The 15831-nt window shown below is 72.3% G+C and carries 12 protein-coding genes and 1 pseudogene; 8 read left to right on the top strand and 5 right to left on the bottom strand.

Annotation, left to right across the window (positions count from 1 at the left end; genetic code table 11):
• The first annotated feature begins 75 nt into the window (after positions 1-75).
• Positions 76-5328, top strand: a complete 5253-nt coding sequence (locus ACFXKG_RS32115; protein WP_384846520.1) for a DNA repair ATPase — start codon at positions 76-78, stop codon at positions 5326-5328.
• A 730-nt stretch (positions 5329-6058) separates the two neighbouring features.
• Here ACFXKG_RS32115 and ACFXKG_RS32110 read toward each other — a convergent pair.
• A complete protein-coding gene (locus ACFXKG_RS32110) occupies positions 6059-6511 on the bottom strand; it encodes a lamin tail domain-containing protein (RefSeq protein WP_382894857.1) in 453 nt (150 codons plus the stop codon).
• 329 nt (positions 6512-6840) lie between these two features.
• On the opposite strand from ACFXKG_RS32110, the gene ACFXKG_RS32105 reads away from it, so the two are divergent.
• On the top strand, positions 6841-7875 hold the full coding sequence (locus ACFXKG_RS32105) for a zinc-binding dehydrogenase (RefSeq protein WP_384846518.1): 1035 nt from the start codon (positions 6841-6843) through the stop codon (positions 7873-7875).
• A gap of 72 nt (positions 7876-7947) precedes the next feature.
• On the top strand, positions 7948-8775 hold the full coding sequence (locus tag ACFXKG_RS32100) for an SDR family oxidoreductase (protein WP_384846516.1): 828 nt from the start codon (positions 7948-7950) through the stop codon (positions 8773-8775).
• A 48-nt stretch (positions 8776-8823) separates the two neighbouring features.
• Here ACFXKG_RS32100 and ACFXKG_RS32095 read toward each other — a convergent pair whose 3' ends face one another.
• Complete coding sequence (locus ACFXKG_RS32095) at positions 8824-9690, bottom strand: helix-turn-helix domain-containing protein (RefSeq protein ID WP_384846514.1); 867 nt, start codon at positions 9688-9690, stop codon at positions 8824-8826.
• Between the two features lie 331 nt (positions 9691-10021).
• On the opposite strand from ACFXKG_RS32095, the gene ACFXKG_RS32090 reads away from it, so the two are divergent.
• The 5 genes from ACFXKG_RS32090 (at position 10022) to ACFXKG_RS32070 (ending at position 13574) form a co-directional block, all read left to right on the top strand.
• The gene (locus ACFXKG_RS32090) at positions 10022-10441 is read left to right on the top strand and encodes a cupin domain-containing protein (RefSeq protein ID WP_384846512.1); all 420 of its coding nucleotides are present in this window, start codon (positions 10022-10024) and stop codon (positions 10439-10441) included.
• Between the two features lie 67 nt (positions 10442-10508).
• Positions 10509-11546, top strand: a complete 1038-nt coding sequence (locus ACFXKG_RS32085) for a zinc-dependent alcohol dehydrogenase family protein (protein WP_384846510.1) — start codon at positions 10509-10511, stop codon at positions 11544-11546.
• Positions 11547-11703: 157 nt separating this feature from the next.
• Positions 11704-12123, top strand: a complete 420-nt coding sequence (locus ACFXKG_RS32080; protein ID WP_384846508.1) for a MarR family transcriptional regulator — start codon at positions 11704-11706, stop codon at positions 12121-12123.
• A 92-nt stretch (positions 12124-12215) separates the two neighbouring features.
• On the top strand, positions 12216-12548 hold the full coding sequence (locus ACFXKG_RS32075; RefSeq protein ID WP_384846506.1) for a rhodanese-like domain-containing protein: 333 nt from the start codon (positions 12216-12218) through the stop codon (positions 12546-12548).
• 234 nt (positions 12549-12782) lie between these two features.
• Positions 12783-13574, top strand: coding sequence for an HD domain-containing protein (locus ACFXKG_RS32070; RefSeq protein ID WP_384846504.1), 792 nt, complete (start codon positions 12783-12785; stop codon positions 13572-13574).
• A gap of 55 nt (positions 13575-13629) precedes the next feature.
• On the opposite strand, the gene ACFXKG_RS32065 is transcribed toward ACFXKG_RS32070, so the two are convergent.
• From ACFXKG_RS32065 to ACFXKG_RS32055, 3 genes and pseudogenes are all read right to left on the bottom strand, one after another.
• Positions 13630-13869, bottom strand: a complete 240-nt coding sequence (locus ACFXKG_RS32065) for a hypothetical protein (RefSeq protein ID WP_382894875.1) — start codon at positions 13867-13869, stop codon at positions 13630-13632.
• A 195-nt stretch (positions 13870-14064) separates the two neighbouring features.
• Positions 14065-15321 carry an MFS transporter gene (locus ACFXKG_RS32060; RefSeq protein ID WP_384846501.1) on the bottom strand — a complete coding sequence of 419 codons (1257 nt, stop codon included), beginning with the start codon at positions 15319-15321 and terminating at the stop codon, positions 14065-14067.
• 295 nt (positions 15322-15616) lie between these two features.
• A pseudogene (locus tag ACFXKG_RS32055) lies at positions 15617-15831 on the bottom strand (MerR family transcriptional regulator); the annotation flags it as partial.

Here is a 15831-nt window from a genome sequence, read left to right as displayed (position 1 = left end):
CGCAGGTCATGAGCAGCGCGCGTACGCGTACGGATGCGGCGCGCGTACGGAAGCAGTCCGAGGCGGTGCGGGGAAGTGAACAGTCCGATGGAGACCGGGGCCGGAGAGGCCAGGAACGGCGCGGGGACGGCGGGCGCCGGTACGGATGCGGCGGGCGCCGTTACGGACAGGGCGGGCGCCGGGACGGATGCGGCGGGCGTCCGCGCGTACGGAGCGGGGGACTCCGGCCCGCGCGGGGCCACGGGCCCCGGTACTCCCGCTGCGCATGGCGCCGGGAACCCCGGTACGCACGGCGCCGTGGACCCCGGTACGTACGAGGTGCTGCGCGACCGGCTCGGTGCGCAGGCCCGGGAGCTGGCCCGCCGGGCCGGGGAGCTGAACTCCCGCCGCGTCGCGGCCTTCGGCGCCACCGAGCTGGCCCTCACCGGCACCGCGCACCTGCGCACCGAGCGGCCGAGCGTGCCCCGCGACATCGTCGCCGTCGGCGGGGCGCTGCTCCTCGGCCACCACGGGCGGCCGGGCGGCGGAGCCGGGGCGGTGGTCGAGGTCGGGGACGTCCTCGCACTGTACGACCGCGAGCTGATCCCGCTTCCGCAGGACGCCGTGCCGGGGCTGCTCGACGATCCGCGCTTCGTCAAGGAGTTCGCGGAGCTGTACCGCTACTTCCGCGACGCGCGGCTGCGCCGGCTGCGGATCGCCGACGGCAGGCTGCTCGCCGTCTTTCAGACCGGCGAGAGCGCCGACGACGTCCGCGTGCTGCGCTGGGCGCTCTCCGCCGAAGGCGACGGCACCGCCGTCGAATTCCTGGACGCGCGCGGCGAGCGCGACCATGTGCCGGCGCCCGCCCACGACTTCACGTGGACGCCCACGACCCGCGAGGACCAGGTCCCGGGACGCCACCCGTACGTCTCCGTCGACGGCGACCGGCTCCATGTCTCGACCGTCGGCGGTGTCCTCACCGTCAGGGGCGGGGACGACGGCGGGCCGGACGCGGCACCCCTGTACACCGAGCCGGTCACCGAACCCCTCCAGTCCCTGGCCGACGCCGAGATCGATTACGCGACGGTCGGGGCGCTGACGCTGCTGCGCGTCCGCCCGTACAAGGAGGAGACCCGGCGCCATCTCGTCGTCCACACCGCGACGCGCACGGTACTGCGGCTCGACGGGGTCGGGCAGGCGTGCCGGCGGCTCCCCGAGGACCAGGGGATCATCTTCCCCGGCGGCCGGGTGCTCGCCACCGGCGCCCACAAGACCTTCGAACTCGACACGGAGGGGCTGGAGTTCGAGCGCGAGCTGCGCTCTCCGAACGGCGAGGACGTGCTGTACGCGTTCCACGACCGGGTCCGGGGCCGGGGGCTGCTCCTCCCGTACAACCTGATCCGCGAGGAGGCCGCCGCGCCGCTCCTCTGCCGGGGGCACGCGCTCTTCGAGGACGGCACGCTCGTCGCCCTCCGCTCCGCCCCGGCGACGGCGGGGGAGACGGAGGAGCCCGCCCGGGTCCATCCGGCCCAGCTGTGGCGCTCGCCGTTCGTCTCCGACACGTACGCCGCCGCGACCCCCGCCGGGGACGGGCCGCTGGCGCGCATCGGCAACGCCGAACTGGTGCGCGGCATCTCCGACTGTCTCTCGCTGGCCCGCTCCGTCACCGAGAGCCCCGCCCCGACCACGGAGGCGTACGAGGCGCTGCTCGCCGCCTGTGTGCGGGTGACCGACACGTACCACTGGCTGGGCGACCCGGACGTGGGCGATCCGCGCGAGCCGCTGGCCGGGGTGCGGGCCACGGCCGGGCAGGTGCTGGCCGAGTTCGAGACCGTGACGGCGCTGACGCGACAGGCGGCCGAGGCGTTCGCGGAGTCCGCCGCCGGGATCGCGGCGCTGGTACGGCGGGCGCGCGGCGAGGCGCCGCGCACGGCCGCCGGGTGGGTGGAGCGGCTCACCGAACTCCGGCGGGCGCACGGCCACTTGCTCACCCTCAAGGAGCGGCGGTACACGGACACCGGGGCCGTCGACGCGCTCGCGGCGGAGCTGACGGGCGACCTCACGTCGTTCGCGCAGCGCGCGGTGGGATTCCTGCGGGGCGCGGACGCCTTCGCCTGGTACCACGAGGCCATCGGAGCTGTGGCGCTGACCGCCGAGGGCGACGCCCTCGCCACCGTCGCCGAGGCGGCGCCCGTCACCGCGCGCCTGGACGAACTCGCGGCCGGGCTGCGGACCGTCACGGAGGTGGTGGCGGGGCTCGACATCGGCGACACCACCGTCCGTACGTCCATCCTGGAGCGGATCGCCGAGGTCCTGGCGGGCGTCAACGCCGTCCGCGCCACCCTCGAAGCGCGCCGCCGGGAGCTGCTGGACCACGAGGGCCGGGCCGAATTCGCGGCCGAGACCGCCCTGTTGGGGCAGGCGGTCGCGGGCGCGATGGCGGTGGCGGACACCCCGGAGGCCTGCGACGAGCAGATGGCGGCGCTGCTGCTGCGGCTGGAGGACCTGGAGGCGCGGTTCGCGGAGTCCGACGACTTCCTCGCCGAGCTGGCCGGCAAGCGCACCGAGGTCCACGACGCCTTCGCCGGCCGCAAGCAGAGCCTCCAGGACGCGCGGGCCCGGCGGGCCGAGCGGCTGGCCGGGTCGGCGGCCCGGGTGCTGGAGACCATCGCCCGCCGGGCGGCCACCCTCGGTTCGGCGGACGCGATCAGCACGTACTTCGCCTCCGACCCGATGGCCGAGAAGGTCCGCCGTACGGTGGCGGAGCTGCACGGACTCGGCGACAGCGTCTGGGCGGGAGAGCTGGAGGGGCGGCTCAAGGCCGCGCGGCAGGAGGCGGCGCGCGCCCTGCGCGACCGGGCCGATCTGTACGCGGACGGCGGCGCCCTGATCCGCCTGGGCCGGCACCGTTTCGCGGTGAACACCCAGCCGCTGGAGCTGACCCTCGTACCGGACGGTACGGAGGGATCCGAGGGATCCGAGGGCGCGGAGGGCTCCAAGGGCTCCGGCGGACCGGCCGGGGGCGGGCTGGCCTTCGCCCTCACCGGCACCGACTACCGCGCGCCCGTCACGGACCCGGAGTTCGCGGCGACCCGCGCGTACTGGACGCAGACCCTGCCCTCGGAGTCGGCGGACGTCTACCGGGCGGAGTACCTGGCGGCCCGGCTGCTGGCCGAGCACGGCCCGGACGGCCTGCCCGAGCCGGGGGAGCCGGGCGCCCCGGGCGGACTCGGTGAACTGGGCGACTTCGTACGGCGGTCGGCGGAGTCGGCGTACGACGAGGGGTACGAGCGGGGCGTCCACGACCACGACGCCACCCTGATCCTCGGCGCGCTGCTGCGGCTGCACGCCGGGGCCGGACTGCTGCGCTTCCCGCCCGGGGCCCGCGCCGCCGCGCAGCTCTTCTGGGCGCACGGCACGACGGACGAGGCGCGGGAAGCGTGGACGCGGCGCGCGGTGTCGATGGCGCGCGCCCGGGAGACGTTCGGCCTCGCGCCCGCGATCGCGGCGCTCCAGGCCGAACTGGCCGGGGTGATGGCCCCGTACGGCGGTGGCGCGCAGAGTGCCGCCTACCTGTTCGAGGAGCTGACCAGCGGCCCGGAGGGCTTCGTCACCGGCGCGGGGGCCCGGACGCTGCTGGACACGTTCCGCCGCGCGGTGGGCACCTCGGCGTACGACGACGATCTGGCCGGGCTCGGCGACGACCTTGACACGAAGCGCCAGATTGTAGAGAACTGGCTGTCGGCGTACGTCCTGTCGAACGCCCCGGCGGCAACGGATCCCGAGGCAACGGCCTCGGCGGCAGCGGCTTCTCCGGCAGCCTCCCCGGCAGGTCAGGGCGCCGGACTCCAGGGCGACCTGGCGGAGGCCGTCGCGGTGGAGCTCTGCCCCGGCCTGGTCCGCCACGACTCGGCGGCGCCGCTCAGCGTGACCGTGGACGGACTGCTCGGCTCCCACCCGAGGATCGAGCGCCGCCGGCTGACGGTCCGGATCGACGAACTCCTCACCCGTACGGCCGACTTCCGCGAGCACGTCGCCCCCGGCTTCCGGGAGTACCAGCGCCGGCGCGGCGCTCTCGTCGCCGCCGAGCGGGCCCGGCTGCGGCTGGACGACCACCGTCCGCGCGTCATGTCCTCCTTCGTACGCAACCGGCTCATCGACGAGGTCTATCTGCCGCTCATCGGGGACAACCTCGCCAAGCAGCTCGGCACGGCGGGCGAGACCCGGCGCACCGACTCCCACGGGCTGCTGCTGCTCGTCTCCCCGCCGGGATACGGCAAAACGACGCTGATGGAGTACGTCGCGGACCGCCTCGGCCTGGTCCTGGTGAAGATCAACGGCCCGGCGCTGGGCCACGGCGTCACCTCGCTCGACCCGGAGCAGGCGCCGAACGCGACCGCGCGCCAGGAGGTCGAGAAGATCAACTTCGCGCTGGAGAGCGGCAACAACACCCTCCTCCACCTCGACGACATCCAGCACACCTCGGCCGAACTCCTTCAGCAGTTCATCCCGCTGTGCGACGCGCAGCGCCGGATCGAAGGCGTCGGCAACGGGCGGGCGCGCAGCTATGACCTGCGGGGGAAGCGGTTCGCGGTGTGCATGGCGGGCAATCCGTACACCGAGTCGGGGCGTCGTTTCCGGATCCCCGACATGCTCGCGAACCGCGCGGACGTCTGGAATCTGGGCGAGGTGCTGACGGGCAAGGAGGACGTCTTCGCGCTGAGCTTCGTGGAGAACGCCCTCACCTCCCATCCGGTGCTGGCCCCGCTCGCCGCCCGGGACCGCGCCGATCTCGATCTCTTCGTACGGCTGGCGGCGGGCGACCCGACGGCACGCGCGGACCGGCTGAGCCACCCGTACGCACCGGCCGAGTCGGAGCGGATCCTCGCCGTGCTGCGGCATGTGCTGACGGCGCGCGCGACGGTTCTCGCGGTCAACGAGGCGTACATCGCGTCGGCGGCGCAGGCGGAGGCGTCCCGTACGGAGCCGCCGTTCCTGCTGCAGGGCTCGTACCGGAACATGAACAAGATCGTGGCCCGGCTGGACGCGGTGATGAACGACGCCGAGGCGGCGGCGGTCGTCGCCGACCACTACGCGGGCGAGGCCCAGACCCTGACGGCGGGCGCGGAGGCGAACCTCCTCAAACTCGCCGAGCTGCGCGGGACGCTGGACCCGGAGCAGGCGGCCCGGTGGGCGGCGGTCAAAGCGGCGTACGTACGGTCGGCGGCGCTCGGCGGCCCGGCGGACGACCCGCTGACGCGCGCGGTGGCGGCGCTGGGGGTGCTCGCGGACCGGTTGGGCGCGGTGGAGTCGGCGATCACCCGGGGGCGATCGGCCACGGGCGGGTGACCGAGGACGGACACGGCGACAAGCACAGGAACGAACGCCGTGGACGAACGCCGTGGACGAACCCCGTGGACGAATCCCGTGGTTGAACCTCGTGGACGATCACCAGGAACGATCACGTGGGGCGACGCACTGTTGACGGAGCGTGCGAGAAGGTTGACGCTTAGCAGCACGGTGTCATGCCGGACGACTGTATGAACGTATGGAGAACCACGGGGGCTACGGGGGCGCGGAGCCGGGGGAAGAGGGGGAATGGGGGGCGGGGCGGGGCGGAGGCGACATGTCCGCCCCGCCCCGACATGTGTGGCCCCGGCGCTCGGGGCGAAACCCTGCTGAAACCCCTGATGAGAGCCCTGACAAGGGCCCTGGCGAGAGGGCTTTCGCGGCCCCGGGGGCTGCCGGAGCCCCGGGGGCCGCTCCGGTGCGGCCGGGTGGAGATCTCCGTGATCCGCGGCATGGGCCGCGTGCCGGCCGCCGCGTGCCGACCGTATTTCGGGCAAGGAACCGATGCGTTGCCGAGAGGCGCGCCCGCAGCGGGCGCGACGCGTGGCGGCGTGCTTTACGTGTGGCGCATAGCTGTACACAGCAATTTCTGCACCGATTTCGGCCCGCCGTAGGGCGGTATCGGCTCCCGTACGTCCGCGAGGTCCCGTACGTCCGCGAGGTCCCGTACGTCCGCGAGGTCCCGTCCGGCCGCCGCGCGACGGCCGGACGGGACCCCTGACTCATCGGCTCAGCACATCTTGTAGTCGACCTTGGTGGAGTTGTACGAACAGGAGTCCACCTTGCCGCCGTTCGCCTTCTTCAGCGTCGCGGTGTCCTTGTCGTTGTTCCACACGTAGGCCGCACGGTTCTGATACCGGTTGGCCGCCGTGTCCTTCCCCTTGCCGGTGCGTACGGTCACCGTCTTCCCCTTGCCGAGGCTGTACGTGCCGAAGACGTACTTGTGGTTCGACGCGTCCACGAGCGTCCAGCCCTTCAGGGACACCGCCTTCGAGGTCGTGTTCCGGATCTGCACGTACTCGGCGTTGAGGGACGCGTTGGAGCGCGTGTCCTTGCCCGGCGAGTCGTAATAGACCTTGTACAGGTGTACGGAGCCGGTCGCGGCCTGCGCCTGAGCCGGGAGCAGGACGACCCCGGCGGCGACCGCCAGGGCGGCGGCGGTGAGTGTGCGGGTGGAGCGCATGATCAATTCCCCATTTTCCGGGCCGGGCACCCCCCAATGGCAGCCCGGCAGACGCACAGACTATGTCGGCCCGGACGGTGTGGTGTGTTTTTCCGGAAATCAGAGACACGCCAGGTAACGCGCCGTGTAAGGGGCCCTGTCACACCCCCGCTGGCCACACCCCCGCACAGCTCGCCCTGCCTGCCGCCGCCGTACGGAGGCAGGCTGGACCTGCCGCCGTGACCTGGCCCCCAGCCCTACGGAACACCGACCGGGCCCGCCCCTTCCCCCACCCCCTTTCCCTTCTCCCCCCTCCCCCCTTTTCTCACCCAGATCGAGGAGCACCGCTCGTGCGAGCCACCCTGCTGTACGCGGCCGACGACGTACGTGTCGAGGACGTCGCCGCCCCGAAGATCCAGCACCCCACCGACGCGGTCGTACGGATCGTGCTGTCCTGCATCTGCGGCAGCGACCTGTGGCCGTACAAATCCCTGCCGCCCACCGACCGGCCCCGGCACATGGGGCACGAGTTCCTCGGCGTCGTCGAGGAGACGGGCTCCGAGGTCACTCGCCTGCAGCCCGGCGACGTGGTCGTGGCCCCGTTCGTCTACGCCGACAACACCTGCGTGTACTGCCGCGAAGGGCTCCAGACCTCCTGCCCGCACGGCGGCCAGTGGGGCGTGAACGGCGTCGACGGCGGCCAGGGGGAGGCCGCGCGCGTCCCGTACGCCGACGGCACCCTGGTCAGGCTGCCGGTCGGGGAGGACTCCGACCTGCTGCCGGACCTGCTGACCCTTTCCGACATCCTGTGCACCGGCTACCACGCGGCCCGTACCGCCGGGGTCGGACGCGGCGACAGCGTCACGGTCGTCGGCGACGGCGCCGTGGGGCTGGCGGCCGTGATCTCCGCCAGGCTGCTGGGCGCCGACCGGATCATCCTGATGGGCCGGCACTCGCGACGCACCGACCTCGGCCGTGACTTCGGCGCGACCGACGTGGTGGCCGAGCGCGGTGACGAGGGCGTCGCCCGGGTGCGTGACCTGACCGGCGGTGCGGGCACGCACAAGGTCCTCGAATGCGTGGGCCTCAGGGACGCGCTCACGCAGAGCTTCGGCGTGGTCCGCGCGGGCGGCACGATCAGCCGGGTCGGCGCACCTCAGTTCTCCGAGGTCCCGTTCGGCTTCGGCGACTTCCTGCGCAACATCACCCTCACCGGTGGCGTCGCCCCCGCCCGCGCCTACATCGAAGAGCTGATGCCGCACATCCTGGACGGCGCGATCCGGCCCGGCCGCGTCTTCGACCGCACCCTCGGCCTGGAGGACATCGCCGAGGGCTACCGGGCGATGAACGACCGCGAGGCCCTGAAGGTCCTGATCACGCCGTGACCGGCCGGCCGACCGGCCTGCTTGCCTGCCAGCCGGGCGGCCCGGCGGAACCAGTGAGGAAGTGACGAGGAAGTGAAGGAAGTAGCCGTTGTCATCGGCTCCGGCAGCATCGGCCTGGCGATCGCGCGCCGTATCGGAGCCGGCCGTACGGTGCTGCTCGCCGACCGCAGCGACGAGGCGGCCACGACCGCCGCCGGCCTGCTGCGCGGCGAGGGATACGACGTGACCACCCGCGTCACCGACGTCTCCGACCACGACGCCGTCGAGGCACTGGCCGACGCGGCGGCGGCCCTGGGCCCGGTCGCCCAGGTCGTGCACACCGCCGGTGTCTCTCCCACCCAGGCGCCCGTCGAGCGCATCCTGCGCGTCGACCTCCTCGGCACCGCCCTGGTCCTCGACGCCTTCGCCCGCGTCGTCGCACCCGGCGGGGCGGGCCTGGTCATCGCCAGCATGGCCGGGCACCGGGAGAGTCCGTACGCACCCGAGATCGAGGAGGCGCTCGCGACCACCGAGACGTCCGGGCTGCTCGCGCTGCCGTTCCTCCAGCCCGACCGGATCGGCTCGACCGTCCACGCGTACGCGCTGTCCAAGCGGGCCAACTCGCTGCGGGTGCTGACCGCCGCGGCCGCGTGGGGGAAGCGCGGCGCCCGCCTCAACGCGGTCAGCCCCGGCGTCATCATCACCCCGCTGGCCCAGGACGAGCTGTCCGGGCCGCGCCGCGCGTGGTTCGACCGGGTGCGCGAGGTGTCGGCGGCCGGCCGGTTCGGCACACCCGACGAGGTCGCCGAGGCCGCCGCCTTCCTCCTGGGCCGCCAGGCCGGCTTCGTCACCGGCGCCGACCTTCTGATGGACGGCGGCGTCACCGCGGCTCTGCGCACCGGCGAACTGACCGTTCCCTGACCGCGGACGTCGACCGGAGGCGCGGGAGTCCGTCACTCCGACGGAGCGTCACTCCGACGGAGCGTCCGCGAGGCGCCGGTCGGCGGCCCAGGAGGCGAGGACGCGCAGCCCGTCATGGGTGGGGGAGCCGGGCTCGGCGGTCCAGACGACCAGTTGCTGGTCGGGGTCGGTGCTGGCGCTCAGGGTGTCCCAGTCCAGGGAGAGTTCACCGGCGACCGGGTGATGGAGGACCTTCGTGCCGACACTCAGGGCGGCCACGTGATGCGCGGCCCACCACCGGCGGAAATCCGGGTCCCGCACGGACAGCTCCCCGACCAGGGCGGCCAGCCGGGGGTCGTCCGGATACTTCGCCGCGGCCATGCGCAATTGCGCGACGCTCGTACGGCCCACGGCTTTCCAATCGGCGTACAGCGTGCGCATCGCCGGATCGGTGAACAGAATGCGTACGTAATTACGATGCTTCTCCGGGACGGCGGAGAAATCGGTGATCAGCGCCGCCGCGAGCGGGTTCCAGGCGATGACGTCCATACGGTGACCCATCACGACGGCCGGGGTGGTGGTGAGATCGTCCAGAACCCGGCGCAATTGCGGCTGGACTTTCTGCAGCGCGCGGCGGCGGGGTTTCGCGGTCTCCTTCCCGGCGAGGCCGAACAGGTAGCGGCGCTGATCGGCGTCCAGGTGCAGCGCCTGGGCCAGTGCCTCCAGCACGGGAGCCGAGGCAGGCATACGGCCCTGCTCCAGCCGGGTGTAGTAGTCCGTGGAGATCGCCGCGGCCCGGGCGACCTCCTCCCTGCGCAACCCGGCCACCCGGCGCGGACCGGGGCTGTCGGGCAGTCCCACGGCCCGCGGGGTGAGCTCGGCCCGGCGGGCCTTGAGGAACTCGCCGAGTTCGTTGAGATGCGGTGTCGGACTCATACCGCCAGTGTGACAGCGAGCGGTCTTCGCGTGAGGGGGAGGAATCCCTCCCAGGATGTTTCTCTCCCAGGAGCAAACTCTCCTCTGCACATGAACCCGCCCGGGTGCGAGCCTGGACAGCAGCCAGGAGAAACGAAAGGCCCGGTGCGAAAGAATCGGGCGAAAGAACAGAACGAAAGAACAGAACGAAAGAGTCGGGTGAGGGAAGCGGCCAGGACACCCGGAATTCGACGGTGCGGCCGCCCCGCCGACCGGCCGAACACGCGCCCGTACAAGACGCGGCGCCCCCCGCCCGGAGTACCCGCACGGAGCACGAGAGGAACAGCGCGACATGGAGTTCGTGAAGCAGCAGCCCACCGGCAAGGGGCCGGAGGAATGGTTCACCGGGGATGTGTGGTTCGACGTCCTGTACGCCGGCGCCGAGCCGTCCCGGATGCGGGCCAACATGGTCCGCTTCGCGCCCGGCGCCCACACCGCCTGGCACCACCACGCCGTCGGCCAGACGCTGCATGTCGTCGCCGGTGTCGCGCTGATCGGCACCCGTGACGGCACCGTGTTCGAGGCCCACCCCGGGGAGACGGTCACCTGCCCGCCCGGTGAGGACCACTGGCACGGCGCCACCGCGGACCGTTTCATGCAGCACCTGGCGCTGTGGGAAGCCCCGGCCCCCGGCGGCGACCGGCCCGAGACCACCTGGCTGGAGAAGGTCACCGAAGAGCAGTACACGAGCCCGCGCACCCACGCCCGCTGACCGCAGCCACCCCCACCCCTCCCACCCCTCCCACCCCCCCACAGCGAGAAGAAAGCGAGCTGTCCCCATGAGGGCCACCTTCATGTACGAAGCGGGAGACGTCCGCGTCCAGGACGCGCCCGACCCGGTCATCGAGCAGCCCACCGACGCGATCGTGCGCGTCGTCCGCTCCTGCGTGTGCGGCAGCGACCTGCACCCGTACCACACCATGGAGGCCGCCGACGGTCCCGTACCCATGGGCCACGAGTTCCTCGGCACCGTCGAGGACATCGGGTCCGAGGTCTCCGGTCTGCGCCGCGGTGACCTGGTGGTGGCGCCGTTCGCGTACGCCGACAACACCTGCGAGTTCTGCCGGGAGGGCCTGCACACCTCCTGCCCGAACGGCGGCTTCTTCGCCACAGGGGTCGGCGGCGGCCAGGCCGAGGCCGTCCGGGTCCCCCAGGCGCAGGGCACCCTCGTCAAGCTCCCGAAGGACGTGGACGAGGCGCTGCTGCCGTCCCTGCTCACGCTCGCCGACGTCTACGGCACCGGCTACCACGCCGCCCACATGGCCCGGGTACGCCCCGGTGACTCGGTCACCGTCATCGGCGACGGCGCCGTCGGACTGCTCGCCGTCCTGTCGGCCAAGCGGCTCGGCGCGGAGCGCGTCATCCTCATGGGGCGGCACAAGGACCGTACCGACCTCGGACGCTTCTTCGGCGCCACCGACGTCATCGCCGAACGCGGCGAGGAAGGCATTGCCAAGGTCCGCGACCTGACCGGCGGTCACGGCACTCGGGCCGTGCTGGAAGCTGTCGGGCACATGCCGGCGTACGAGATGGCCCTCGGCGCCGTCCGTCCGGGCGGGGTCATCAGCCGTGTCGGCGTTCCGCAGTACGAGGACGCCCCCGTGGGGTTCGGCAGCCTCTTCGGCCCGAACATCACCCTCAACGGCGGCCCGGCCCCCGTACGCGCCTACATCGAGGAACTGCTGCCCGCGGTCCTCGACGGCACCGTGGAGCCCGGCCGCGTCTTCGACCGTACCGTCAACCTGGAGGAGACCCCCGACGGTTACCGCGCCATGGACCGGCGTGAGGCCCTGAAGGTCCTCGTCACTCCGTCGTGAACGACGACAACTGATCTCCACGCGGCACACCGGACCGAAACCCGGATGAGGCGCGGCACCACGCCACGTCAGCCTCGTCCGGGTTCCGCTGTCCTGACCACGACAGGAGTGCGCGGGGGGTGACCTGGGCCACTCCGCGCGGAGGTAATCTGCCTGCATGCCGCAGCCGCCTCCCTTCAGCCCTACCGTGACGCTGCTGACCGTGAGCCGGGTGTGGGAGGCCACGTTCGCCGAGGCCCTGAAGCCGCTCGGGCTGACCACGCGCAAGTACGGCCTGCTGGGGCATGTCCGCGGAACTCCGGGCATCTCGTTCAGCGAACTCGCCCGGCGCTCGCGCATCACCGTGCAGAGCACGCACGCCGCGGTGGCGGCGTTCGTCGCGGCCGGGCTCGTCGACGACGGGACGGCCCACGCCGGGGCCGCGTCGAGCCTGCGGGTCACGGCCGAGGGCGAGTCGCTGCTGGCCCGTGCCGCCGAGGAAGTGGCCCGCCTGGACGAGGAGTTCACGGCGCGGCACCCCGAGCTGACCGAGGCGCTGAGGGCCCACATGGCGCGGACGGCAGCGGCAACTCCCTGACCTTCAGCTAGACTGAAGGTTATGGGGTCCCTGCCGCAGGTCCGTCCATGCCGACCCGTTCCCACCCGCGTGCGACGGGAGGTGCGGGGCGCATGAGCTTCCGCCACTACCTGCGCAGCCCGCCGGCCGTGACCGCCGCCGAGGCGATGCGCCTGGTCGCGGACGGCGCGCTCGTCGTGGACGTCCGCCGCGCGTTCGAATGGAACCGGGTGCACATCCCGGGCGCCGTGCACATGCCGCTCGAAGTGCTGCCCGAACGCTGCCTGGAGCTTCCCGAGGACCGCCTGCTCATCGCCTTCTGCACCGGCGGCATCCGCTCCGCCGGCGCGGCGAACCTGCTGGTGGAGAACGGCTTCGACGCGGTCAACATGAGCCGCGGCCTCGTCGACTGGCGCGCCGCCGGCGGACCGCTCACGCCTCCGTGAATCGCCCCCCAACGCCCGGCAATTCCCCAGCGATCCGACCGGGCAGGAGCCGTATCCGAATCCGGAACGGCAACAGGGCAAAGGCGGAAAGACGCGCCCATGCGATCCACCCGATCGGTCGGACGCCAACTCCCTGGCGAGAATCCGGGGTTCCTCGGCACTTTCTCCCCTGTCGGCCAGGACGGCGCCATCCATAGGCTCTCGGCATCAACCGCCGAAGAGAAAGCAACTCGCATGTCCGACAAGGGTAATGAGGCAAAAAACATCACCCGGCGCACGGCGCTGGAGCGCGGCGCGGGAGTCGCCGCGATCGGCGTGGCCGCCGCGTTCGCCACCCCGGTGTCCACCCCGTCCGCCGCCGCGGCTCCGGGGCCGCGGCGGGACGCACTGCCCACGACCGTGGCCGGAGTCCGTATCCCGGACACTCAACTGGCCCGGGAAACTGCGGCGTTCGCCCGCACGGTGTCCTCCGCGACACTCTTCAACCATGTCATGCGAACGTACCTCTTCAGCTCCCTGCTGTTCGACCGACAGGGCGTCCGTTACGACCGTGAACTCGCGTTCGTCGCCGCGGCCCTGCACGACCTCGGACTGGTCGCGGCGTACCGGACCCCGACGGAGCGCTTCGAGGTCGACGGCGCCGACGCCGCACAGCGCTTCCTCAAAGAACAGCGCGTGGCGGCCGAACGGGCCGAGGTCGTCTGGGATGCGATCGCCCTGCACACCAATGTCGGTATCGCGACGCGGAAGAGGCCGGAGATCGCCATGATTTCCATCGGCTCCGGAATGGACTTCGCCGGGAACGACATTCAGCGGATCCCGTCCGATCTCCTTGACGAAATACTCACCGCATTCCCCAGGGCCGGATTCAAACAGGACGCGGTCGACAACATACTGTCGCTGTGCCGCACCAAGCCCATGTCGGTACTGATGCACCCCTTCGCCGAGGTCGGCCGCCGCCACATCCCCGACTTCCCGGTGCCCACCGTGGAGGACCTGCTGCGCGCCGCCCCCTTCGACGAGTGACGACCCGCGTGCCCCTCATCCCCCCCCCGGACCGGACGGCGGCTCCGCCCGTTCGTCAGTCACTACTGGCCGGTGGCTGCCGGCCGGTCTCGCGGTCCAGAACCCGGCGGGCCGCTTCACTCTCCGCCGCCGGCGGTGACAATTCGTCGAGGGTGTCGAGTTCATCATCCGTCTCCAGCTCCCGCTCCCAGGCCGCCGCAAGGCGCTCCTGCTCCCGGCGCGGCCTGGCGCCGATGACCTCGCGCTCTTCCGGGCCGAGGGCTGCCAGGAATCGTCCGACCGGGTCCGTGCGCATACGGTGCTCCTTGCGGCAAAAGGGATGCCCCCCCTGCCCAGCATGGCCGAACGCCCCACCACCGGCCGCCCGACACCGCCGGGAAACACCCCGTTGGCCTCTTCACGGCCGGACACGCGGAGGACACATCGGCACCGTCGTGAGCCGGTGCCGGTGCCACGTCAGCGGCATACGGTGGTCGGCCGCATCCGGCGGTCAGCGGCGGCGCAGGCCGAGGGAGAACAGGGCCATCGCGCCCATCAGTGCGGGCAGGACGAGCATGGCGGCTCGCAGGTCCACGGCCTCGGCGAGGCCGCCGATGACGGGCGGCCCGGCCAGGAACCCGACGTAACCGATCGCCGAGACGGCGGCGATCGCCGGACCGGGGCGTTCCGGCCGGAGCCGGGCGGCGTGGCTGAAGACCACCGGGATCACCGCCGCCATGCCCAGCCCGAGCAGCGTGTAACCGGCGAAACCGGCACCGGTGGTGGGCACGGAGATCGAGACCACCGCCCCGGCCGCGGCGACGAGGGCGCAGCCGAGAGTGAAACGTACGGTGTCGGCACGGGCCCGGATCCGGTCGGCGCAGAGGCGCCCGGCGACCATCCCGGCAGAAAAGAGGGCGAACCCAAGGCCCGCCGCGCCGGGCGAGGCGTCGGTCACGTCATGGAGATAGACCGCGCCCCAGTCGTTCATGACGCCCTCTCCCATCAGGACGCAGAAGGCGACGAGTCCGGGGATCCACAGCCCGGCGCTCGGCAGGGCGAAGAGGGGACCGGCGTCCTCGACCTGCCCCGGCGGATCGGGGAGCAGGGCGGTCGCAGCGGTGGCAACGACCACGCAGAGGACGAGCGCGGTCATCGCGAAGTGCGGGCGCGTGCCGATGTCCGCGGAGGCCGCGAGGCTGCCGGCCACGGCGCCCGCGATCCCGCCGAGGCTGAACATGGCGTGGAATCCGCCCAGGATGTTGCGTCCATAAGCGCGTTCGACCAATACGCCCTGGGTGTTCATGGCGACATCGACGGCGGTGTTGCCGCAGGCGAACAGAGCGAGGGCCACGGTCAGCACCGGCAGGCCGGGTGCGAACGCGAGTCCGGCCAGCGCGGCCAGATAGACCGTCATGCCGGTGAACAGCACCGGTCGGCTGCCGTACCGGGCCACCAGACCGCCCACCAGCGGAAGGCCGAGGAACGCCCCGCTGCTCAGCCCCACCAGCGCCACCGCGAGCTGCCCTTCGGACAGTTCGAGCCCGCCCTGGATCGCGGGAACGCGCGCGGCCCACGTGGCGAAGGCGGCCCCGGTGACGAAGAACACGGCGCACACGGCCGCGCGCGCGGCGCGCGGGGGAGCGGGCACCGAGGAGGAAGAGCCGGACGCCCCCACCCCCGCCTCCGCCCGCGCGCCGGATCGTTCTGCCCCTGAGCCCGGTAACCCCGAGGTCCGCTCGTTCGCCGCGTCCGGCTTGTTTCCCATGGAGTCGTGCGTCCTTCTGCTCGGTCCGTCGATGCGGGGTGTTTCCCGGCAGTCTCCAACGCCGAGAAACACCCCGCTGCTGTCCCCCCGCGGCGCACCGCGAAACATTCAGGCCATGCGCCGGGCGAGCGAGATGAACGCGTCGCGTTCTGTCAGCGGCCAGTTCGGAATCCCCACGTACGGCCAGTTGTGATGTCACTCTTGGTTACGGCCCGGGCTCGACGTCTGACCCGATCGGTCACATGCGGATGAACGCGACCGGTTGTCGGGCCACGTCAGTGCCAGGCACAGGCGATCAGCTGTCCGCGGAGTGGGCGTCGGCAAGGGCCTCGCCGAGGAGCCGTCCGGCGAGTTCCACGCAGCGCATCCGGGCAGGAGAGAAGTCGTAAGGCATCTTGGTGATCGCTGCGGCGGCACTCATCTCTGTGCCCTCCTCCCCTTTCAGGCCGGCGTCGCAGATCTCGAAGATCTTCTCCTCGGCCGCGTCGAGACCAGCTGCCTCGATGGCCT

Origin of the sequence: Streptomyces sp. NPDC059255, assembly GCF_042752355.1 — a bacterium.
Lineage (GTDB): Bacteria > Actinomycetota > Actinomycetes > Streptomycetales > Streptomycetaceae > Streptomyces.
This window is presented reverse-complemented; position numbering and strand designations above follow the sequence as displayed.

Excerpts from the sequence above, each read along its gene's own strand:
- ACFXKG_RS32060 (WP_384846501.1), bottom strand. The coding sequence starts at position 15,321 with ATGGGAAACAAGCCGGACGCGGCGAACGAGCGGACCTCGGGGTTACCG.
- ACFXKG_RS32095 (WP_384846514.1), bottom strand. The coding sequence starts at position 9,690 with ATGAGTCCGACACCGCATCTCAACGAACTCGGCGAGTTCCTCAAGGCC.
- ACFXKG_RS32085 (WP_384846510.1), top strand. The coding sequence starts at position 10,509 with ATGAGGGCCACCTTCATGTACGAAGCGGGAGACGTCCGCGTCCAGGAC.
- ACFXKG_RS32065 (WP_382894875.1), bottom strand. The coding sequence starts at position 13,869 with ATGCGCACGGACCCGGTCGGACGATTCCTGGCAGCCCTCGGCCCGGAA.
- ACFXKG_RS32080 (WP_384846508.1), top strand. The coding sequence starts at position 11,704 with ATGCCGCAGCCGCCTCCCTTCAGCCCTACCGTGACGCTGCTGACCGTG.
- ACFXKG_RS32070 (WP_384846504.1), top strand. The coding sequence starts at position 12,783 with ATGTCCGACAAGGGTAATGAGGCAAAAAACATCACCCGGCGCACGGCG.
- ACFXKG_RS32110 (WP_382894857.1), bottom strand. The coding sequence starts at position 6,511 with ATGCGCTCCACCCGCACACTCACCGCCGCCGCCCTGGCGGTCGCCGCC.
- ACFXKG_RS32075 (WP_384846506.1), top strand. The coding sequence starts at position 12,216 with ATGAGCTTCCGCCACTACCTGCGCAGCCCGCCGGCCGTGACCGCCGCC.
- ACFXKG_RS32090 (WP_384846512.1), top strand. The coding sequence starts at position 10,022 with ATGGAGTTCGTGAAGCAGCAGCCCACCGGCAAGGGGCCGGAGGAATGG.